The 20,601-nt window shown below is 72.3% G+C and carries 16 protein-coding genes; 11 read left to right on the top strand and 5 right to left on the bottom strand.

Features of this window, described 5'->3' with window-relative positions; translation table 11 throughout:
* The 3 genes from ACH4E7_RS19535 to ACH4E7_RS19545 all read right to left on the bottom strand — a co-directional run.
* Positions 1-532, bottom strand: a 532-nt coding sequence (locus tag ACH4E7_RS19535) for a TerD family protein (protein WP_396250269.1), incomplete at its 3' end; no start/stop codon positions are given.
* A 176-nt stretch (positions 533-708) separates the two neighbouring features.
* The gene (locus ACH4E7_RS19540; protein WP_396250270.1) at positions 709-1,167 is read right to left on the bottom strand and encodes a peroxiredoxin; all 459 of its coding nucleotides are present in this window, start codon (positions 1,165-1,167) and stop codon (positions 709-711) included.
* A gap of 298 nt (positions 1,168-1,465) precedes the next feature.
* Positions 1,466-1,906 carry a DUF3052 domain-containing protein gene (locus tag ACH4E7_RS19545; RefSeq protein WP_396250271.1) on the bottom strand — a complete coding sequence of 147 codons (441 nt, stop codon included), beginning with the start codon at positions 1,904-1,906 and terminating at the stop codon, positions 1,466-1,468.
* Positions 1,907-2,423: 517 nt separating this feature from the next.
* Between ACH4E7_RS19545 and aceE the strand changes: the two genes are divergently transcribed.
* Positions 2,424-5,174 carry a pyruvate dehydrogenase (acetyl-transferring), homodimeric type gene (gene aceE, locus ACH4E7_RS19550; RefSeq protein ID WP_396250272.1) on the top strand — a complete coding sequence of 917 codons (2,751 nt, stop codon included), beginning with the start codon at positions 2,424-2,426 and terminating at the stop codon, positions 5,172-5,174.
* Positions 5,175-5,248: 74 nt separating this feature from the next.
* On the opposite strand, the gene ACH4E7_RS19555 is transcribed toward aceE, so the two are convergent.
* Entirely contained in the window at positions 5,249-6,853 is a 1,605-nt protein-coding gene (locus tag ACH4E7_RS19555) for an MFS transporter (protein ID WP_396250273.1), read from the bottom strand.
* A 228-nt stretch (positions 6,854-7,081) separates the two neighbouring features.
* Between ACH4E7_RS19555 and ACH4E7_RS19560 the strand changes: the two genes are divergently transcribed.
* The 9 genes from ACH4E7_RS19560 (at position 7,082) to ACH4E7_RS19600 (ending at position 18,894) form a co-directional block, all read left to right on the top strand.
* Positions 7,082-7,762 (top strand): TetR/AcrR family transcriptional regulator, encoded by a 681-nt coding sequence (locus tag ACH4E7_RS19560; protein WP_396250274.1) that lies wholly within the window; start codon positions 7,082-7,084, stop codon positions 7,760-7,762.
* A gap of 93 nt (positions 7,763-7,855) precedes the next feature.
* Positions 7,856-9,187 (top strand): sensor histidine kinase, encoded by a 1,332-nt coding sequence (locus tag ACH4E7_RS19565; protein ID WP_396250275.1) that lies wholly within the window; start codon positions 7,856-7,858, stop codon positions 9,185-9,187.
* Positions 9,184-9,873 carry a response regulator gene (locus ACH4E7_RS19570; RefSeq protein WP_396250276.1) on the top strand — a complete coding sequence of 230 codons (690 nt, stop codon included), beginning with the start codon at positions 9,184-9,186 and terminating at the stop codon, positions 9,871-9,873. The genes ACH4E7_RS19565 and ACH4E7_RS19570 overlap by 4 nt, the downstream gene beginning before the upstream one ends.
* A gap of 168 nt (positions 9,874-10,041) precedes the next feature.
* On the top strand, positions 10,042-11,166 hold the full coding sequence (locus ACH4E7_RS19575; protein WP_396250277.1) for an alpha/beta hydrolase: 1,125 nt from the start codon (positions 10,042-10,044) through the stop codon (positions 11,164-11,166).
* Positions 11,167-11,185: 19 nt separating this feature from the next.
* Positions 11,186-12,415 (top strand): acyltransferase, encoded by a 1,230-nt coding sequence (locus ACH4E7_RS19580; RefSeq protein ID WP_396250278.1) that lies wholly within the window; start codon positions 11,186-11,188, stop codon positions 12,413-12,415.
* 278 nt (positions 12,416-12,693) lie between these two features.
* Positions 12,694-14,619 carry a galactose oxidase-like domain-containing protein gene (locus ACH4E7_RS19585; RefSeq protein WP_396250279.1) on the top strand — a complete coding sequence of 642 codons (1,926 nt, stop codon included), beginning with the start codon at positions 12,694-12,696 and terminating at the stop codon, positions 14,617-14,619.
* Between the two features lie 28 nt (positions 14,620-14,647).
* Positions 14,648-17,062: a Dyp-type peroxidase gene (locus ACH4E7_RS19590; RefSeq protein ID WP_396250280.1), complete on the top strand. Its 2,415-nt coding sequence runs from the start codon at positions 14,648-14,650 to the stop codon at positions 17,060-17,062.
* A gap of 84 nt (positions 17,063-17,146) precedes the next feature.
* Positions 17,147-17,494: an MmcQ/YjbR family DNA-binding protein gene (locus tag ACH4E7_RS19595; RefSeq protein WP_396250281.1), complete on the top strand. Its 348-nt coding sequence runs from the start codon at positions 17,147-17,149 to the stop codon at positions 17,492-17,494.
* A gap of 185 nt (positions 17,495-17,679) precedes the next feature.
* Positions 17,680-18,894, top strand: coding sequence for an alpha/beta hydrolase (locus ACH4E7_RS19600; RefSeq protein ID WP_396250282.1), 1,215 nt, complete (start codon positions 17,680-17,682; stop codon positions 18,892-18,894).
* On the opposite strand, the gene ACH4E7_RS19605 is transcribed toward ACH4E7_RS19600, so the two are convergent.
* Positions 18,858-19,886, bottom strand: a complete 1,029-nt coding sequence (locus ACH4E7_RS19605; protein WP_396250283.1) for a helix-turn-helix transcriptional regulator — start codon at positions 19,884-19,886, stop codon at positions 18,858-18,860. The genes ACH4E7_RS19600 and ACH4E7_RS19605 overlap by 37 nt on opposite strands.
* A 110-nt stretch (positions 19,887-19,996) precedes the next feature.
* On the opposite strand from ACH4E7_RS19605, the gene ACH4E7_RS19610 reads away from it, so the two are divergent.
* Entirely contained in the window at positions 19,997-20,575 is a 579-nt protein-coding gene (locus ACH4E7_RS19610; RefSeq protein ID WP_396250284.1) for a TIGR03086 family metal-binding protein, read from the top strand.
* Positions 20,576-20,601 lie beyond the last annotated feature (26 nt).

Below are 20,601 nucleotides of genomic sequence, written 5' to 3' on the forward strand. Positions count from 1 at the left end.
AGGCGTAGCCCTGGCCGATGGCGCGGAACTTCCACTCGGCGCCGTTGCGGTACAGCTCGCCGAAGACCATCGCGGTCTCGGTGGAGGCGTCCTCGGAGAGGTCGTAGCGGGCCAGCTCCGAGCTGTCGGCCTGGTTCACCACGCGGATGAACGCGTTGCGGACCTGGCCGAAGTTCTGGCCGCGGCTCTCGGCGTCGTAGATCGACACCGGGAAGACGATCTTCTGCACGTCCGCCGGGACGCCGGCCAGGTTGACCTTGATCGCCTCGTCGTCGCCCTCGCCCTCGCCGGTGCGGTTGTCGCCGGTGTGCTCGACCGAGCCGTCCGGGCTCTTCAGGTTGTTGAAGAACACGAAGTTGCCGTCCGAGGCGACCTTGCCCTGGTCGTTGCAGAGCAGCGCGCTGGCGTCCAGGTCGAAGTCCGTCCCGGTGGTGGTCCGGACGTCCCAGCCCAGGCCGACCACGACGGCCTGGAGCCCGGGGGCCTCCTTGGTGAGCGAGACGTTTCCGCCCTTGCTGAGGCTGACTCCCACTTGTCCTCCAAGAATCGGGAGGCACGGCTGGTGCCCCCGCGGTGGTGCGGTTCGAGGCGCCCACCCGCCGGAAACGGACGTACGCCCCACCCGCCAACGGCCCGAGCGTAGTGCCCGGTTCCCGTACACACCTCCGAACGGGGGCCGACACACCTCCGAAGGCCCGGCCGGGGGCCTCAGAGGGCGGCGAGGACCTTCAGGTACTCCTGCTCGTCCCGGGCGTCCGGGAGGCCGTTGACGACGCTCCAGCGCACCGTGCCGGCCTTGTCGATCACGAAGGTGCCGCGCAGCGGGCAGCCCTTCTCCTCGTCCAGCACGCCGTAGGCCCGGGCGACCTCGCCGTGCGGCCAGAAGTCGGCGAGCAGCGGGAACTCCAGGCCCTCCCGGTCGGCCAGGACGCGCTGGCTGAACTGCGAGTCGCAGGAGACGCCGAGCACCTGGACCCCGTCGTTCTGCAGCCCGGCCAGCTCCCGCTGGATGGCGCCCAGCTCGCCGGTGCACACACCGGTGAAGGCGAACGGGTAGAAGACCAGCACCACGTGCTTGTCGCCGCGGAAGTCGGCCAGCCGGACGGTCTCCCCGTGCTGGGTGCTGAGCTGGAAGTCCGGAGCCGGGGTGCCGACCTCGATGGCCATGAGCGGGACCTTTCTGACGCGACTGGGACGCGACTCCGGCGCGATCTCGACGCGACCGGGCCGCGCGGCGGCGCGGCAGGGCACATCCTCGCATTCGCTTAAGGACGTTCGACCGAACGGATGACCCGTGCCGCCGGGCGGCCCAGCCCTTTCGCCCTCGGCGAACAGCCTCGGCTCGAACGCCCCCGCCGCGAACCGCGCGCGGGGCCGCCACGCGAAACAGGGCCGTCACGCGAAAAGCGCCGGGCCCCGCCGGAGGAGTGCTCCGACGGGGCCCGGCGCGGGGCTCAGGGTCCGTTCAGCGCTGCTTGGGCTGCTTGGCCGTGGACTTGGTGGCCAGGCGGGTGGCCGCCCAGTCCTTGGCGATCGCGATCGAGCTGGTCTGCGACAGGCCGGCGGTCTTCGCCGCGTCCGCGATGTCGGAGGCCTCGATGTGGCCGTCGCGGCCGGTCTTGGGCGTCAGCAGCCAGATCAGACCGCCCTCGGCCAGGTACTCCAGGGCGTCGACGAGGGAGTCGGTGAGGTCCCCGTCGTCGTCGCGGTGCCACAGCAGGACGGCGTCCGCGACGTCGTCGTAGTCCTCGTCGACAAGATCCGTCCCGGTGATCTCCTCGATGCCCTCGCGGAGATCCTGGTCAGTGTCGTCGTCGTACCCCAGCTCCTGGACGATCTGGCCCTCTTCGAAGCCGAGACGGGTCGCCGGGTTGGACTTGTCCGCGGGGTCCGCGGTCGCGCTCACGGGAATAACCTCCAGTATTCGGCCCGGCGTCCATGCCGGGGCTGTGGCCGTAGTCCACACGGGCGCGGCGGTTCGCGCAAGTACCCGACCGCCGATCCCCTCCAAAGGTTGACGTGTCGCACCGGGACACGCCGGTCGACGTGTCGGGAATCACATCGATTTGCCCTTCTCTGCGTGAGACAAGGATGCTTCGGGTGGTCCCGGCCCACAGGTCGTACGTGTGCCCGAGATGCGAACGGCATTCGGGGTCCGCGCATGCGCGGGCGTAGAGTCTCCTGTTGGCCCTCACCCCGGCCGCCCGCCATCGGGCGGACGGGACACCAGGTCGGACCACCTCTTTTCGTAACACCCGGGGGTGTTCGGAGCGGACGAAGACGCCCGCACCGTGCGCCACCAGACCGACCCGCCCACCAGGCGGAACGGTTACCGATCGGTAGAGATGACGGATCTCCGAGCGCGGTAGCACGATGGAGGCGGCGCGACACACCTCAGTTTCGACCGACAGTGAAGGAACAGCGTGGCTTCCGGATCCGATCGCAACCCGATCATCATTGGCGGCCTTCCGAGTCAGGTCCCGGACTTCGATCCCGAGGAGACCGCGGAATGGCTGGAGTCGCTCGATGCGGCCATCGACGAGCGGGGGCGTGAGCGTGCCCGTTACCTGATGCTGCGGCTGATCGAGCGCGCCCGCGAGAAGCGTGTCGCCGTGCCCGAGATGCGCAGCACGGACTACGTCAACACCATCGCGACCAAGGACGAGCCGTTCTTCCCCGGCAACGAGGAGATCGAGCGCAAGATCCTCAACGCGACCCGCTGGAACGCGGCCGTCATGGTCTCCCGGGCGCAGCGCCCGGGCATCGGCGTCGGTGGCCACATCGCCACCTTCGCCTCCTCCGCGTCGCTCTACGACGTCGGCTTCAACTACTTCTTCCGCGGCAAGGACGCCGAGGGCGAGTCCGGCGACCAGATCTTCTTCCAGGGTCACGCCTCCCCCGGCATCTACGCCCGCGCCTTCCTGCTGGACCGACTCAGCGAGCAGCAGCTCGACGCGTTCCGCCAGGAGAAGTCGAAGGCCCCGTACGGCCTGTCCAGCTACCCGCACCCGCGGCTGATGCCGGACTTCTGGGAGTTCCCGACCGTCTCGATGGGCCTCGGCCCGCTCGGCGCGATCTACCAGGCGCGGATGAACCGCTACCTGGAGCACCGCGGCATCAAGGACACCTCCGACTCGCACGTGTACGCCTTCCTCGGCGACGGCGAGATGGACGAGCCCGAGTCGCTCGGCCAGCTGTCGCTGGCCGCCCGCGAGGGCCTGGACAACCTGACCTTCGTGGTCAACTGCAACCTGCAGCGCCTGGACGGTCCGGTCCGCGGCAACGGCAAGATCATCCAGGAGCTGGAGTCCCAGTTCCGGGGCGCCGGCTGGAACGTGATCAAGCTCATCTGGGACCGCAGCTGGGACCCGCTGCTCGCACAGGACCGCGACGGCGTCCTGGTGAACAAGATGAACACCACCCCGGACGGCCAGTTCCAGACCTACGCCACCGAGTCCGGCGACTACATCCGCGAACACTTCTTCGGCGGCGACCTGCGCCTGCGCGCCATGGTCGAGAACATGACCGACCAGCAGATCCAGTACCTGGGTCGCGGCGGCCACGACCACAAGAAGATCTACGCGGCGTTCAAGGCGGCCCGCGAGCACAAGGGCCAGCCGACGGTCATCCTGGCCCAGACGGTCAAGGGCTGGACGCTGGGCCCCAACTTCGAGGGCCGCAACGCCACCCACCAGATGAAGAAGCTGACGGTCGAGGACCTGAAGCGCTTCCGCGACCGGCTGCACCTGCCGATCACCGACAAGCAGCTCGAAGAGGGCTACCCGCCCTACTACCACCCGGGCCGCGACTCGGAAGAGATCCAGTACATGCACGACCGCCGCCAGGAGCTCGGCGGCTACATGCCGACCCGCAAGGTGCGCCCGCGCAAGCTGGAGCTGCCGGGCGACGACGCGTACAAGGCGGTCAAGAAGGGTTCCGGCAACCAGACCATCGCCACCACCATGGCGTTCGTCCGGCTGCTCAAGGACCTCATGCGGGACAAGGGCATCGGCAACCGCTTCGTGCCGATCGCGCCGGACGAGTACCGCACCTTCGGCATGGACTCGCTCTTCCCGTCGGCGAAGATCTACAACCCGCTGGGCCAGACCTACGAGTCGGTCGACCGCGACCTGCTGCTGGCCTACAAGGAGTCGCCGACCGGCCAGATGCTGCACGACGGCATCTCCGAGGCCGGCTGCACCGCCTCGCTGATCGCCGCCGGCTCGTCCTACTCGACCCACGGCGAACCGCTGATCCCGGTGTACGTCTTCTACTCGATGTTCGGGTTCCAGCGCACCGGCGACCAGTTCTGGCAGATGGCCGACCAGCTGGCCCGCGGCTTCGTGATCGGCGCCACCGCCGGTCGCACCACGCTGACCGGTGAGGGCCTGCAGCACGCCGACGGCCACTCGCACCTGCTGGCCTCGACCAACCCCGGCGTCGTCGCGTACGACCCGGCGTACGGCTTCGAGATCGCGCACATCGTCCAGGACGGTCTGCGTCGGATGTACGGCTCCAGCGCCGAGCACCCGAACGGCGAGGACGTGTTCTACTACCTCACCGTCTACAACGAGCCGATCAAGATGCCGGCCGAGCCCGAGAACGTGGACGTCGAGGGCATCCTCAAGGGTCTGCACAAGTACGCGCCGGGCGCCGCCGGCCAGATCCCGGCCCAGATCCTCGCCTCCGGCGTGGCGGTGCCGTGGGCCCTGGAGGCCCAGCGCATCCTCGCCGAGGAGTGGAACGTCAAGGCCGACGTCTGGTCCGCGACCTCCTGGAACGAGCTGCGCCGCGAGGCGGTGGAGTCCGAGGAGTTCAACCTGCTGCACCCCGAGGAGCAGCAGCGCGTGCCGTACGTGACCCAGAAGCTCCAGGGCGCCGAGGGCCCGTTCGTCGCCGTGTCCGACTGGATGCGCGCGGTGCCGGACCAGATCGCCCGCTGGGTGCCGGGTCAGTACCAGTCGCTGGGTGCCGACGGCTTCGGCTTCGCCGACACCCGTGGCGCGGCCCGTCGCTTCTTCCACATCGACGCCCAGTCGGTCGTCCTGGCGGTGCTCACCGAGCTCGCCAAGCAGGGCAAGATCGACCGCTCGGCGCTGAAGGACGCGATCGACCGCTACCAGCTGCTGGACGTGGCCGCGGCCGACCCGGGCGCCGCCGGCGGCGACGCCTGATCACCGGCTAGTGCCGGAAAGGGCCGGACCCCTCGCGGGGGTCCGGCCCTTTCGGTTTCCTCTTCCGGACCTGGTCAGATGTGCACGGCCGGGCCCGCGTCGGTGCTGCCGCGGCGGGTGAGCAGGGCGAGCAGGGCGGCGGCGAAGGCCACCACGGCGGCCACCGCGAAGGCGAGCGACATGCCGCTGACGAAGGACTGGTGCACGGCGCCGGCCATCGCGTCCACCGCCTGCTGCGGGGTACCGGGCGGGGCCGGCGGGGTGATGCCGAGCTGGGCGGCCTGCTTGAGGCCGTCGGCCTGCGGGCCCTCGGCCGGCCGCAGACCGGCCTTGGCCCAGTTGCCGGGCAGCACGTCGCCGACCTTGGCGGCCATCAGCGCGCCCAGCACGGCGGTGCCGAGGCTGCCGCCGACCTGCATCGCGGCCTGCTGCAGGCCGCCGGCCACGCCGGACAGCTCCAGCGGGGCGTTGCCGACGATGACCTCGGTGGCACCGACGATGACCGGGCTGATGCCGAGACCCATCAGGACGAACCAGAGCGACATCACGCCGGTGCCGGATCCGGTGTCCAGGGTGGACATGCCGACCATCGCGCCGGTGGTGAGCAGCATCCCGACCATGATCGGGATCCGCGGGCCGAGCCTGCCGATCGCGAGGCCCGCCAGCGGCGAGCCGATGATCATCATGCCGGTCATCGGCAGCAGGTGGACGCCGGCCTCGACCGGCTTCATCCCGTGCACGTTCTGCAGGTAGAAGGTCACGAAGAAGATCGCGCCGAAGAACGCGAAGGCCATCAGCACCATCAGCAGCACGCCCGCCGACAGCGGCACCGAGCGGAACAGGCTGAGCGGGATCAGCGGCTCCTTCGCACGGCCCTGCCAGAGCGCGAACAGCACCATCAGCAGCACCGCACCGCCCAGGAACAGCAGCGTCCTGGTGTCGCCCCAGCCCCACTCGGGGGCCTTGATGATGCCGAAGACCAGCGCGAACATCCCGACCGAGAGCAGCGCGATGCCCGGCAGGTCGAAGGACTTGGCGGCGTTCTCGGCCCGCACGTCCTTGAGGATCCACAGGCCCAGGGCCAGTGCGATCAGTCCGACCGGGACGTTGATGAAGAAGACCGACTCCCAGTTGACGTGCTCGACCAGCAGGCCGCCGACGATCGGGCCGGCCGCGGTGGAGGCGCCGATCACGCCGCCCCAGATGCCGATCGCCATGTTGAGCCGCTCGGCCGGGAAGGCCCCGCGCAGCAGGCCGAGCGCGGCCGGCTGGAGCAGCGCGCCGAACAGGCCCTGCAGGACGCGGAAGGCGATCACGGTCTGGATGTTGCCGGCGAAGCCGATCGCGGCCGAGGTCGCGGCGAAGCCGACCGCGCCGACCAGGAAGGTGTTCTTGTGGCCGAAGCGGTCACCGATCTTGCCGGCGGTGATCAGGAAGACCGCCAGCGCCAGCAGGTAGCCGCTGGTGACCCACTGGATCTCGGACGGCGCGGCGTGCAGCTTCTCCTGGATCACCGGGTTGGCGATGGCGACGATCGTGCCGTCCAGGGCCACCATCATCACGCCGACCGCGACGGTCAGCAGGGTCAGCCACGGGTGCCCCTTGAGCCCTCCCCCGATCGGTGGATTCGGCGGCGGCGGTGTGTCCGCCTTGGAGTTCTTGACGACGGACTGGCTCATCTGGGGCCCTCCGGGGCGTGCGTCGGAGATCGGAACCGAGCGGACGTGGTCGTGGCGCTGCGACGGCCCACCCGTCCCCACGAGTGCCCGGCCGACGAGCGCCACTCACGGGAGATTATGTCAGCCTCTGACATTTGGCAAACAATGACTTCTGACCTGCACTGACATTTGTCAGGAAGCTAAGGTTGTCCTCCCACCCGCCACACCAGCGCCCCGGAAGGCCCCGCCATGGCCGCTCACACCCCCCGCCCCGTCGGCACCCCGGAGGACCTCGGCCGGGCGCCCGGACTGCGGGAGCGCAAGAAGCAGCAGACCCGGGACGCCCTGGTCCAGGCCGCCCACCTGCTCTTCCTGAGCCAGGGCTTCGCCCGCACCACCGTCGACGAGATCGCCTCCGCCGTGGACGTCTCCCAGCGCACCTTCTTCCGCTACTTCGCCAACAAGGACGAGGTCGCGCTCGCCGTGATGGCCGACGCCGAGGACTACTTCATCGAGTGCCTGCGCCGCCGCCCCGCCGAGGAGACCCCGCTCCAGGCCCTGCGCGCCTCGATCGTCAAGGCCTGGCGCGACCTCGGGAACGCGCGGACCTCCGGCCCCGGCTCGATCAGCAGCGCCCTGGAACTGCTGCGGATCATCGAGGAGACGCCCGCGCTGCTGGCCGCCCATCTGCGCCGGGTCACCGAGCAGGAGCGGCTGGTGGTCCAGGTGCTCGCCGAGCGCGAGGGGCTGGACCCGGCCGAGGACCTGCGCCCGGTCGTGCTGGCCGCCGTCTTCGGCAGCCTGCTGCGCGCCGCCCACCTGTCCTGGACCGCCGAACAGGAGCCGGCCGGGCCCGAGGGCATGGTCGCGGTGATCGAGCGCCACTTCGACCAGCTCGGCCCGGCCCTGGCCGGCCACTGGCGCTCGTAGTACCCGGGTATCACCCCGTACCCGGGTAGCCCCCGGAAGTTCGCGCTCCAGTCCGACGACCGGCGTGGGCCCGCCCTCCTAGGCTGGCCCGCGATGAAGACGCTCACCAAAGCCGACGCCCACAGGTACGCCCGCCGTCAACTCCGCGCCCTGCGGCACCATCTGACCACCCCGAGCCACGACCACACCCCGCTGCTCGGGGAGTCGCGCCGGCCCTGGGTCCGCCGGATCCCGTACGTCATCGCCACGCTGCTGCAGACCGGGCTGATCCCCAGCGGGATCGCCACCCTGGTGAACTTCTACGGCATGGTGCTGCCGGTGGCCGCCGCGCTCACCGTCGCCCAGACCACGCCGCTGTTCCTCGCCATCACCCGGCCGCTGGCCGCCTGGTGGATCAGCGCCGCCACGCTGGTCACCACCGGCGCCATCACCGCCCGCCACCACCAGGTGACCGGCACCTGGCCGTGGACGGCGCCGATGATCCTCGCGTACGTCTTCCTGCTGCTCGCCCTGGCCTTGCGGGAGAGCCGGGCCACCGTGGTCTCGGTCTGGATCGCCACCGTCCTGCTCACCGCGCTCACCACCACTCTCGGCCTGCCCCGGTCCGGCGACGGCACCACCATGCTGCTGATCGCGCTCAGCGGCGCCGCGCTGCTGCTCGGCTGGGCCGTCCGGGACCGCGCGGTGGCCCGCCGGCTGCTCTCCGAACAGGAGCACATCAGCGAGGTCGAACGCGAGCGGCGCACCCTGCTGGAGGAACGCGCCCGGATCGCCCGGGAGTTGCACGACGTGGTGGCCCACCACATGTCGGTGATCGCCGTCCAGGCCGCCAGCGCGCCCTACCGGATCGAGGGCGTACCGGCCGACGCCGCCGAGGAGTTCGGCACCATCGCCGACGCCGCCCGGGGGGCGCTGGCCGAGATGCGGCGGCTGCTCGGCGTGCTGCGCAGCGAGGAGTCCACCGCGGAGAAGACCCCGCAGCCCGGGGTGGGCCAACTCGCCCAGCTGGTCGAGACGGTGGGGCGGGCCGGGGTGCCCGCCGAGCTGACCGTGGACGAGGGGCTGGCCGAGCGGGTGCCGCCGGCCGTCGGCCTGTCCGTCTACCGGATCGTGCAGGAGGCGCTGGCCAACGTGGTCCGGCACGCCCCCGGCGCGCGCACCTGGGTGTCGGTCTCGGCGGACGGCCGGGAACTGCGGCTGACCGTGGTCAACGCGCCGCCGCCGCAACGCACCGAGTCACTGGAGGCCTCGGTCGAGGGCACCGGACAGGGTCTGGTCGGAATGCGGGAACGCGTCCGGCTGGTCGATGGCAGGCTGGACACCGACCCGCTGCCGGACGGCGGCTTCAAGGTGGCCGCCGTCCTGCCGCTCGACGGCCTCGACGGCCTCGACGGCCCGAACACCCCTCGGGAGACACCCGCATGACCATCCGCGTGATCATCGTCGACGACCAGGCCATGGTGCGGGCCGGCTTCGCCGCCCTGCTCAACGCCCAGAGCGACATCGACGTGGTGGGGGACGCGGCGGACGGCGCCCAGGCGCTGGAGGTCACCGGACGCACCCACCCGGACCTGGTGCTGATGGACGTCCGGATGCCCGTCATGGACGGCCTGGAGGCGGCCCGGCGGCTGCTCGACCCGGCCACCGGCAGTCGGGGAGGCGGCGGCGCCCACCGGCCCAAGGTGCTGATGCTGACCACCTTCGACGTGGACGACTACGTGTACGAGGCGCTGCGCGCCGGGGCCAGCGGCTTCCTGCTCAAGGACGCCCCGCCGGCCGACCTGATCGCCGCGGTCCGGGTGGTCGCGGCCGGCGAGGCGCTGCTCGCCCCCTCGGTGACCCGCCGGCTGATCGAGGACTTCGCCCGCAGCCGCCCGGCCAAGCGTCGCGACCCCAAGCTGCGGCTCAACGGCCTGACCCCGCGCGAGACCGAGGTGCTGGAGCTGATCGCCCGCGGCCTGTCCAACCAGGAGATCGCCGGGCAGCTGGTGCTCGCCGAACAGACCGTCAAGACCCACATCGGACGCATCCTCGCCAAGCTCGACCTGCGCGACCGCGCCCAGGCCGTGGTACTGGCCTACGAGTCCGGCCTGGTGACCCCCGGCCAGTAGACGCACCCCGCCCACTCGCCTCCGAGAGGCGCTCGGGGCGCGCCTGATACCCGGGTAGCACCCGGCACTTGGCCCCACGGTGTGACGCCCGCGGGGCCGTCGCATTCCTACCTTCCTCCCCGTCGACAACCGAAGTCGGCAGCCGAACGGACGAGGGAGAGCAGGGACATGCGCACGTTCCGGACCAGGCGGGCGATCGCCGCCACCGCGTTGGCGCTGGCGGCGCTGCTCGGCACGGGCAGCTGGGCCGCCGACACCCAGACCGCCCTCACCGGCCCGCCACCCGGCAGCGCCGCCTGGACCGCCGACACCGCCTTCGGCCTCCGGACGCCCGACCCGGCCACCGCCACCCCGGCCCGGGTCGGGGACTTCTTCGCCGCGTTGGCGCCCGCCCAGCAGGACGCCCTGGCCGTCCGGCACCCGCTGACGGTCGGCAACCTGGACGGCGCCCCGGTCCGACTCCGCTACCGCGCCAACACCCTGGCCCTCACCGCCGAGCGCGAACGGGAACTCGCCCGGGCCGCCGACCCGGCACTCACCCCGCAGGACCACCGGGCCGCCCGCACCCGCGCCGAGCGCTACCGCACCCTGCTGGACGGCGGCCGGCAGATCCTCGCCTTCGACCCGCGCGGCCGCGGCCAGGTCGCCGAGGTGTACGGCGACCTCGCCACCGCCCGCCACACCGCCGTGATCGTCCCCGGCTCGGACATCGACCTGCTGAGCTTCGACCGCGCCGGCGACCCGTACGGCGCCCCCGCCGGAATGGCCCGCGCCCTGTACGGGGCCACCGACGGGCGGACCGCCGTGATCGCCTGGGCCGGCTACACCACCCCGGTCGGCCTCGGTCCGGACGCCGCCACCGAGGACCTCGCCCGGGCCGGCGCCACCCGGCTGACCCGACTGCTCGACGGACTCGCCGTCAGCACCCGCCCGCAGGCCCCGGCCACGGTCCTCTGCCACAGCTACGGCTCGGTGGTCTGCGGCCTGGCCCGCCCGAACCCGGACCAGGCCTCCGGCGTGGTGGTGCTCGGCTCGCCCGGCATGGGCGTCGACTCGGCCGCCGACCTCGACCCGCGCGTCCCGCTCTGGGCCACCGCCCGCAACGGCTCGGACTGGATCGGCAACGTGCCCAACGTCCGGCTGCTCGGCCTCGGCCACGGCGCCGACCCGACCGACCCCGGCTTCGGCGCCCGCCCGCTGCCCGCCACCGGATCCCACGGCCACTCCGGCTACTTCGCCCCCGGCACCGCCTCGCTCGCCGCCTACGCCGCCATCGCCCTCGGGCGCGGCTGACCCTGGAAGGAGCACCGCCATGGCCCACCCGCTCACCACCCTGCGCCGCGCCGCCGCGAAGGTCGACGCGCGCACCCCCGAGACCCGCGACCGCGCCCTGGACGGGCTGCGCGCCCTCGCCCTGCTCTCGGTGCCGATCGGGCACTGGATGCTCGGCGGCCTCACCCGCACCCCCGACGGCGCCCTGCACAACGCCAGCCCGCTCTCCTCGCTCGGCTTCTTCGCCCCGGTCAGCTGGGTGCTGCAGATGCTCGGGGTGTTCTTCCTGGTCGGCGGCCACTCCTCGGTCCGCTCGCTGGAGCGGGCCCGGGAGAAGGGTCTGACCTACGGGAGTTGGCTGCGCGGCCGTACGATCCGGCTGCTGCGCCCGGTGCTCGGGGTGACGGCGCTCTGGGCGCCCCTGATCCCGCTGCTGCCCCGGCTCGGCGTCCCGGTGGACACCCTGCGCACCGGCGCCACGCTGGTGGTGCAGCCGCTCTGGTACATCGGGGTCTACCTGGGGCTGACCGCGCTCACCCCGCTCTGTGTCGCGTTCGCCCGGCGGCTGGGCGGCTGGTCGGCGGGCCTGCTGGTGGCCGTGGTCGCGGTCGTCGACGTGCTGCGGTACGGGCCGTGGGCCGAGGCGGTGCCGTCCTGGGTCGGGCTGCTGAACATCCTGCCGGGCTGGCTGTTCGGCTACCAGCTGGGCGTGCTGTGGGCGCGGGGGCGGCTCGGCCGCCCGGCCGCCCGGGCGCTGCTGCTCGGCGGCGGCGCGCTGTTCGCCGCGCTGCTGGTGGTGTTCCACTACCCGGCCAGCATGGTCGGCGTCCCCGGCGTCGAGCGGACCAACTCGCACCCGCCGTCCCTGCTGGTGCTCGCCCTGGCGGCGGTGCAGTGCGGCGCCGCGGTGCTGCTGCGGGAGCGGCTGGGCCGGTTGCTGACCCGCCGTCCGCTGCTGTGGCTGCCGGTGGTGGTGGTCAACCTGTCGGCGATGACGATCTTCTGCTGGCACCAGAGCGCGATGCTCGCGGTGGCGGTGCCCGGCGCGGCCGGCCTGGGCGCCGTCCCGGGACTGACCACCGCGCCGGACTCGCTCGGCTGGGTGGTCGCCCGGCTGGCGCTGCTTCCGCTGTTCGGAGCCGCCCTGGTGGCGGTCGGATGGTTCACCCGGCACTTCGACGGTCCCTGGACGGCCTTCTCCCGACCGGGCAAGGCGGCGGCCGGAACCGCGGCGGCGCTCTTCGCCGCGTACGCGCTGGGCGTGGTGTGAGCGCGCCGTAGGGGATGTGGCCCGCGCCGGGGGCAGGGCGCGGAAGGGGCGCGGACCGGTCTGTTCGCGCCCCTTCCGCCGTTCAAGCGCACCTCCGGAACGGGACCGCCCCAAGGGGTGCATGCGCATGCGAACCACCACGCGCTGTGATGTTCTGTGACGGTCGGCGACCATCGCTGGACCGCGCCCGCCCACGGCCCTCCGTCCGCATTCGCCACCCCTCCCCCCGGACACCCCTCACCCGAACACCCCCTGAACGCCCCTTCCTTAGGAGACCCATGTCCCCGTCCCCGCCCCCGCCGGGCCCGCAGCCCCCGTCCCGGGCCGGCCGCCGGCTGTCGGCCACCGCCGTCGTCCTCGCGGTCACCGCCGGCACCCTGCTGAGTGCCGTCGCACCGGCCGTCGCCCACGGCGGGGACGACCTCACCCCGCACGTCGACTCCCGCCGGGTGGCCGAGGAACTGCGGCAGGACGAGGTCGCCGCCCTCGGCCAGGAGCACGCCGAGGAGCACGCCCGGATGCGCGCGGCCGTCCGCGGCATCGGCGACTACCCGCAGACCACCCGGACCAACCGGTACAACGCCCTGACCACGTCCCAGGCCGACCACAACAAGGCCTTCGCCCCGGAGACCTGGGGGGCGTTCAAGGAGTACTTCCCCTCCCCCGACTTCGGCGACCACGTGGCCCTACTGCCGACCGGCAAGGTGCTGCTGTTCTCCTTCGAGCGGATCGAGACCAACCCGGAGAAGGAGCCCGCCCCCACCCAGACCACCGGCAAGGAGAACGCCGGCCGGGCCTTCCTCTGGGACCCCTCCAAGGGCACCGAGAGGGACGCCTTCAAGCAGGTCAACCCGCCGGTCTCGGACATGCCGGACGGCCTGGGCGAGCCGCGCCCGGTGCCGTTCTTCTGCTCCGGCCACTCCTTCCTGCCCAACGGCATGGTCGGTGTCTTCGGCGGCAACCTGGGCGGCAACGGCGGCACCGGCGCCAAGCTCTCGCTGATCTTCGACCCGTGGACCGAGACCTGGACCCGCAACCCCGACATGTCGGTGGGCCGCTGGTACCCCTCGGTGGTGACCGGCGCCGACGGCCGACAGCTGATCATGTCCGGCCAGTCCGAACTGGGCTACGGCACCCCCACCCCGGTGGTCGAGCGCTTCCCCGCCAAGGCCTTCGGGGTGCCGGTGAAGAAGACCGACACCCCCAAGGACACCCCGGTCGAGCGGTTCAAGGTGAACGCCCCGTTCACCACCGACTACCCGCACCTGTTCTCGCTCAACGACGGCAACGTCTACGGCTTCGGCCGCCAGGCCGCCGAGCAGTGGAAGTTCGACCCGGTCGCCGAGACCCGCACCGACCTGACCGCCCGCCCGGACGGCCGCAAGCGCAACTACGGCTCCGCCGTGATGCTGCCCGCGGGCGCCAACGGTCCGGACTCCGCGCTGGTCCTCGGCGGCGACCGGGACAACCCGAGCACCCTGCGCTTCTCCAACGGCAGTTGGACCGCCGCGAAGTCGCGCGCCTTCGGCCGCACCCAGGACGACACCATCCTGCTGCCCAACGGCCGGCTGATGACGGTCAACGGCGCCTACGACATCCGCGACTACGGCAACGGCCCGTACAACCCGAACGCCGACCTCAAGTACCGGCAGATCGAGCTGCGCGACGACCAGGGCGACTGGCAGCTCGGCCCGGTCCAGCGACTGCCGCGCGGCTACCACTCCAACGCCGTGGTGCTGCCGGACGGCCGGATCATGGTGACCGGTGACGAGCTCCAGCAGATGGCCAACAACACGGACATCGACGGCACCGTGAGCGGCATCCCGGGCACCTCCGGGCCGGTGAACATGAACGGCACCATCGAGATCTACGAGCCGGCCTACCTGCACCAGGGCGACCGGCCCGCGCTGGCCAACGCGCCCACCGCGCCGGTCGGTTACGACCGGAAGTTCACCGTCACCAGCACCACCCCTGGCCTGGCCGCCAAGGCCGTCCTGCTGGCGCCGACCACCTCCACCCACTCGGTCAACACCAGCCAGCGCCACATCGACCTGCGGCTCACCAGCCGGGCCGGCAACCGGCTGGAGTTCCAGGCCCCGCCGGACGCCAAGGCCGCGCCGCCCGGCTGGTACATGCTCTTCCTGCTCAGCGACAAGGGCGTGCCCAGCGTCGCGCAGTGGATCCAGCTCACCCCCTCGGTCTGATCCCCCGCCCAGAAAGGACACCCCACCCATGAGCACGGATCTGAGCCTGCGCGACAGCGAGGAGATCCAGGGCGACATCCTCGCCGGCTTCAAGAAGGACAACGTCAGCGTCCTGTTCCTCAAGTTCGAGGACGCCGCCCGGGCCCGCGACTGGCTGCGCAGGCTGACCCCGCAGGTCTCCACCACCCGCGAGGTCGCCGCGTTCAACGAGAAGTTCAGCGAGGCCAAACAGGCCTCCGGGGGCGACGACCCCACATCGCTGACCGCCACCTGGCTGGGCGTCAGCTTCACCTTCGAGGGTCTGCGGATGCTGGCCTCCACCGATCCGTTCCCGACCGCCCCGCCGGTCGGCGGCGGCCTGGAGGCCTTCAAGGAGGGCTCGGCCCAGCGGGCCGGCGCCCTCGGCGACACCGGCGACAACTCCCCGGACAACTGGCTGTTCGGCAACGGGAAGAACCAGCCGATCCACGCCGTGCTGAAGATCTCGGCGGACACCGAGCGGGACCTCCAGTCGGCGATCGAGGCGCAGCGGATCGCCGCGGCCGAGTGCCGGGTGCTGATCGTCTACCAGCAGAACGCCCAGACCCTGCTGGGCAGTCGGCGCGGCAAGGAGCACTTCGGCTTCAAGGACGGCATCAGCGAGCCCGGCATCCGGGGCTTCGACAGGCCCGACCCGAGCAAGCCGGACGAGGTGGACGGCCACCCGGGCACCCGGCTGATCCCGGCCGGCGAGTTCGTCTGCGGCCTGGAGAACGACCGGTTCAGCGGCCCCCCGAGCCAGTACCCCGAGTGGGCCCGCAACGGCTCCTTCCAGGTGATCCGCCGGCTCGCCCAGGACGTCCCCGGCTGGTGGTCGCAGGTCGCGGTCAAGCTCCAGGAGCTCAGGAACGCCAAGGCCGTCCCGGACCACGCCACCACCGAGTGGCTGGCCGCCCGGATGGTCGGCCGCTGGCGTTCCGGCGCCCCGGTCTGCAAGCACCCGGACCGGGACGTGCCGAACAACCCGGACGCCGCCAAGGACAACGACTTCAACTTCCGGGACGACCCGGAGGGCCTGGCCACCCCGCTCTGGTCGCACCTGCGCAAGACCGAACCGCGGGCCGGTCTGCAGGAAGCCCCGGACAAGCCCCCGCTGGACGCCGACGTCCTCAACGGCCGGCGCATCATGCGCCGCGGCACCCCGTACGGAGCCCCGTTCGACCCGGCCTCCGAGGGCCCGGGCGGCCCGGACGACCCGCGCGGCCTGCTGTTCATCTGCTACCAGGCGGACATCCAGCGGCAGTTCGAGTTCATCCAGGTCGACTGGATGGACCAGCCGAACTTCCCGCCGAACCGGGACAGTGGGGGAGCCACCCCGCCCGGGCACGCCAAGCCCAGGCTGGTGCCCGGCCGGGACCCCGTCACCCAGAACTGCACGAACCCGGACACCGGCGAGGTCACCCCGGTCGACTACGAGAGCCGGAACGCGGGCGGCCTGATCGAGCACACCCCGCTGAGCTTCGCGCAGTTCGTCCAGACCACCGGCTCGGTGTACGCCTTCATGCCCTCGCTCAGCATCCTGCGCGGGCTCTGCGAGGGCCGGCTCACCCCGGTCGGGCAGACCACCACGCAGACCGGCGGCCAGACCGGCACGCAGACCGGCGGGCAGACCACGACCCCGCAGGGCGGCGGCCAGCCCAAGCCCCAGCCGGTGAAGGCCTACCCCTGCGACGAGTTCGTCACCGTCCCGGACCAGTACCGCCGGGGCGGCCAGAGCCAGTACTGGGCCTTCCACGGCGACCGCTGCCGGCTGATCTCGGTGGCCGACGGCGCCGCCCACACCGACCGCAGGGTCGAGGACGACACCTGGCTGAACACCTGGACCTGTCTGCAGGGCGTCGGCCGGGTGGACTGCGTCCTGCCCGTCCCGGACCAGCAGGACCCGGGCGGCAAGAGCTGGTACTGGGTGTTCCACAGCACCGGCGGACGCCAGCAGTACCGGCTGGTCTCGATCACCTGCGGCGCCGGCCGGTACACCACCACGCTGGAGCGCCCGGACCGCGACCTCACCAACTGGGGCTCACTCAGCGGCGTCGGCCAGGTCGACTGCTGGCTGCCGGTGCCGGACCAGCAGCGGGTCGGCGGCAAGAGCTGGTACTGGTGCTTCCACACCACCAGCGGCCGCCAGCAGTACCGGCTGATCTCGATCGCGGACGGCTCCGGGCACACCGACGTGCGCGAGCGCACCGACCGTGAGCTCTCCCAGTGGACCTCGCTGAACGGCCTGAGCCGGGTGGACTGCTTCCTGCCCGTCCCGGACCGCCAGCGGGTCGGCGGGAACAGCGAGTACTGGGTGTTCTGCGGCCAGAGCTACCGCCGGATCTCGATCGCCGACGGCAGCGGCCACCCGGACCGCCTGGTCGACGGCGACCGCACCTGCGACAACTGGGCCTCGCTCGGCTGACCTCGACGGCGTCGCCACGCGCCCCCGGTGTGCCACCGCGCGCACCGGGGGTGCGCTGTCGGCGACCTGCTTTAACCTGCCGCCATGGTGACGTTCGACGAGTTCCGCGCGATGGCCCTGGCCCTGCCGGAGTCCGCCCAGGAACCGACCTGGGACATCGAGACCCTGCGGGTCCGGCACAAGATCTTCGCGATGGGCGCCTCCGAAGGGGAGACCGTCACCGTCAAGGCCTCCCCCGAGGACCAGGCCGAACTGCTCGCCGCCGAGCCCGAGGTGTTCTCCTTCGCCCCGTACGTCGGCCGGCACGGCTGGGTGCGCGTCCGGCTGGACCTGGTCGATCCGGAGGAGCTGCACGACCTGCTCACCGAGGCCTGGCGGCGCACCGCGCCCAAGCGGCTGGTGCGCGAATTCGACGCCCGGCACTCCGGTTAGCACCGCCGGGACGGCCGCACACGGACGTCGACAGGACACCCACGGTTCATGTGATCCATCCCACAGTTTAGGCGTGTCCGTCACCCTTCTGTGACCTCTAGGCTTGCGCAGGGAAGTCAGCAGTCCAATCGCACCCTCCGGGCACCGCCCGCGAAACGGTGACGGGCCCCAAGGGAGTTGGTGCGGTGCGCAACCGTCGACGCTGGAAGCGGGTACTGATCGGGGCGTTCGCGGCTTGCGCCGTGCTCGCCGACGCCGGCGCCTCGGCGGCCGCGGCCGCGATCTCCTCCGAGCAGCTGGCGATCTCCACGCCCCCGGCCGGCAGCTCCGCCTGGGTGCAGGACCACACCTTCGGCCGCCTCCTGCCCGACCCGGCCGTCACCAGCCCGGCCGACGCCGCCGCCTTCTTCGCCTCGCTCGCCCCCACCGAGCTGGACCGGCTGATCAAGGACTACCCGCTGGTCGTCGGCAACTACGACGGCGCCCCGCTGGACCTGCGCTACCGCGCCAACCGGATCGCGCTGGCGAACGAGCGTGACGCCGCCCGGGCCCGCGCCGCCGACGAGAAGCTGGACTCCGACACCCGCGCACTGGCCGTCTCCCGCGCCAACGACGTCGATCACCTGCTGGCCCCCGGCCGGCAGGTCCTGGCCTTCGACCCGCGCGGCCGCGGCCTGGTCACCGAGGTGTGGGGCGACCTCGCCGACGCCGAACGGATCTCCGTGATCGTCCCCGGCTCGGACGCCGACCTCGGCCACTTCGACCAGACCGCCGAGCCGCTGCGCTCCCCGGCCGGCATGGCCCGCGCCCTCCACTCCGAGGAGCAGCGCCAGGCCCCGGGCACCCGCACCGCCGTGATCGCCTGGACCGGTTACGTCACCCCCTCCGGCCTCGGCCCGGACGCCGCCACCTCCCGGCTCGCCGACGTCGGCGCGCCCCGGCTGGAGCGGCTGCTGGCCGGCCTCAAGGAGACCACCCGGCCGGACGCGCCCCCGGCGCTGCTCTGCCACTCGTACGGCTCGGTGGTCTGCGGCACCGCCGCCCCGAAGATCCACCGCGCGGCCGCCTCGCCGGCCGACACCTCGGGCATCACCGACATGATGGTGTTCGGCAGCCCCGGCATGGGCGTGCAGAGCACCTCCGAACTGGGCGCCGGCGTGCACGTCTGGGCCACCCGCAACCCCAGCGACTGGATCGGCAACGTCCCGTTCCTGGAGGTCGGCAAGCTCGGCCACGGCGCCGACCCGACCGGGGGCGGCTTCGGCGCGGAGCAGATCTCCTCGGCCCGGGCGGCCGGCCACAACGGCTACCTCACCGACGGCACCGACAGCCTGCACAACTTCGCGGCGATCTCGCTCGGGGACTACCGGGACGTCGTCCGGACCACGCCCGGCTCCTGATCCCGAGAGGGCTGGTCCTGGTAGAGCCGTAGGGCCTCCGCCGCCGCCCGGGCCAGCTCGCGCCGGGCGGCCGGCGGGGACAGCACCTCGACCTCCGCCCCGAAGGCCAGCAGCGAGAGGACGGCCGCCGGGGCCGGGAAGGCCATCGCCACCTCGACCCACTCCTCGGCCGGCCCGGCTCCCGCCTCCGGCGGCAGCTCGGCGACCCGGCCGCCGTGGATGCGCAGGAACATGTCCAGCCGCCCGCGCCGGACCCGCACCCGCACCGGCACCTCCTTCGGTATCCGCTCCACCTGCTCGCGCAGCGCCGCCCACACCTCGCCGAGCCCCAGCCCCGGACGGCGGCGCACCGCCTCCTCGGTGGTCTCGGCGGCCAGCACCCGGTCGGCCCGGAACAGCCGCGGCTCGCCGTGCAGATCGGCCACCAGGTACCAGACCGAGGCCTTGCTCACCAGGCCGTACGGGTCGACGGTGTACTTCACCGGCGCGGGCGTGCCGCCGTGCCGGTAGCGCAGCCGCAGCCGCCGGTCGGCGAACACCGCGTACTGCAGTTCCCCCAGGTCCGGACCGCTCCCGGCGGCGGGCTGGGCACCCTGCATCCAGCGGGCCGGGTCGACCAGGATGCGCTCGCTGACCCGCTCGGCGGCCGGGCGGTGCGGGGCGGGCAGCGCCGCCATCACCTTGCGCAGCGCCGAGCCGAGCGCGCCGTCCAGCCCGAGGTCGCTGTGCGCGCCCTGGGCGGAGAGCACGAACAGCGCCCGGGCCTCGTCCGCGGTCAGCCCGGTGACATCGGTGCGGTAGCCGGGCAGGAGATTGATGCCGCCGTGCCGGCCGCGCTCGGTGAACACCGGCACCCCGGCCGCGGAGAGCGACTCCACGTCGCGGTAGATGGTGCGGACGGACACCTCCAGCCGTTCGGCGAGTTCGGTGGCGGACACCCGGCCGCGGGTCTGGAGCAGCAGGAGGATCGAGAGCAGGCGGTCGGCCTTCATGGCACAAGAATCCCAGTAATCCTGACGGTGCTTGTCAGGTTTTACTGGGAGATTGCGTTCCGAGCCCGAAAGGCTCGAAAAACCGCACCGCACAAGGGAGCTGACCACCCGTGAACGCCGTCCAGGACGCCCGCCCGCAGTACCTGCTCGCCCTCGGCCAGCTGGAGAAGCTGTTCGCCGCGATCACCCCGGCCGACCTCGACCGGACCACCCCCTGCGAGGAGTTCACGCTGCGCCAGCTGCTGAACCACGTGGTCGGCGGCATCCACCGCTTCGCGTACATGGGCGAGGGCGGCCGCGCCGAGGACGTCCTGCCCGGCATCGAGGACCCGTCCGACGAGGGCTGGTCGGCCGCGCTCGCCCGGGCCTGCGCCCGCGCCACCACCGCCTGGGCCGACGACGCCAAGCTGGGCCGCCCGACCTTCGCCCCCTGGGGCGAGGTGCCCGGCGGCATGGTGGTCGGCGGCTACGTGATGGAGGCGACGACCCACGCCTGGGACATCGCGAAGACCCTGGACAACGGCTTCGTCCTGGACGACGGGCTGGCACACACCGCGCTGGCCATCGCCGAGGCCGTCCTCCCGGCCGAGGGCCGGGTCGAAGGCGTCCCGTTCGGCGAGGTGCAGCCGGTCGCCGAGGACGCCGACATCCACACCCGGCTGGCGGCCTTCACCGGCCGCAAGGCCTGAGCCGCAAGGCCTGAACCGCGGAGCCC

The sequence above is a fragment of the Kitasatospora sp. NPDC018058 genome, assembly GCF_044327205.1.
Taxonomy (GTDB): Bacteria; Actinomycetota; Actinomycetes; order Streptomycetales; family Streptomycetaceae; genus Kitasatospora.

Coding starts and splice junctions, on each gene's coding strand:
- ACH4E7_RS19590 (WP_396250280.1), top strand. CDS start 14,648: ATGAGCACGGATCTGAGCCTGCGCGACAGCGAGGAGATCCAGGGCGAC.
- ACH4E7_RS19555 (WP_396250273.1), bottom strand. CDS start 6,853: ATGAGCCAGTCCGTCGTCAAGAACTCCAAGGCGGACACACCGCCGCCG.
- ACH4E7_RS19585 (WP_396250279.1), top strand. CDS start 12,694: ATGTCCCCGTCCCCGCCCCCGCCGGGCCCGCAGCCCCCGTCCCGGGCC.
- ACH4E7_RS19570 (WP_396250276.1), top strand. CDS start 9,184: ATGACCATCCGCGTGATCATCGTCGACGACCAGGCCATGGTGCGGGCC.
- ACH4E7_RS19575 (WP_396250277.1), top strand. CDS start 10,042: ATGCGCACGTTCCGGACCAGGCGGGCGATCGCCGCCACCGCGTTGGCG.
- ACH4E7_RS19580 (WP_396250278.1), top strand. CDS start 11,186: ATGGCCCACCCGCTCACCACCCTGCGCCGCGCCGCCGCGAAGGTCGAC.
- ACH4E7_RS19540 (WP_396250270.1), bottom strand. CDS start 1,167: ATGGCCATCGAGGTCGGCACCCCGGCTCCGGACTTCCAGCTCAGCACC.
- ACH4E7_RS19605 (WP_396250283.1), bottom strand. CDS start 19,886: ATGAAGGCCGACCGCCTGCTCTCGATCCTCCTGCTGCTCCAGACCCGC.
- ACH4E7_RS19565 (WP_396250275.1), top strand. CDS start 7,856: ATGAAGACGCTCACCAAAGCCGACGCCCACAGGTACGCCCGCCGTCAA.
- ACH4E7_RS19595 (WP_396250281.1), top strand. CDS start 17,147: ATGGTGACGTTCGACGAGTTCCGCGCGATGGCCCTGGCCCTGCCGGAG.
- ACH4E7_RS19560 (WP_396250274.1), top strand. CDS start 7,082: ATGGCCGCTCACACCCCCCGCCCCGTCGGCACCCCGGAGGACCTCGGC.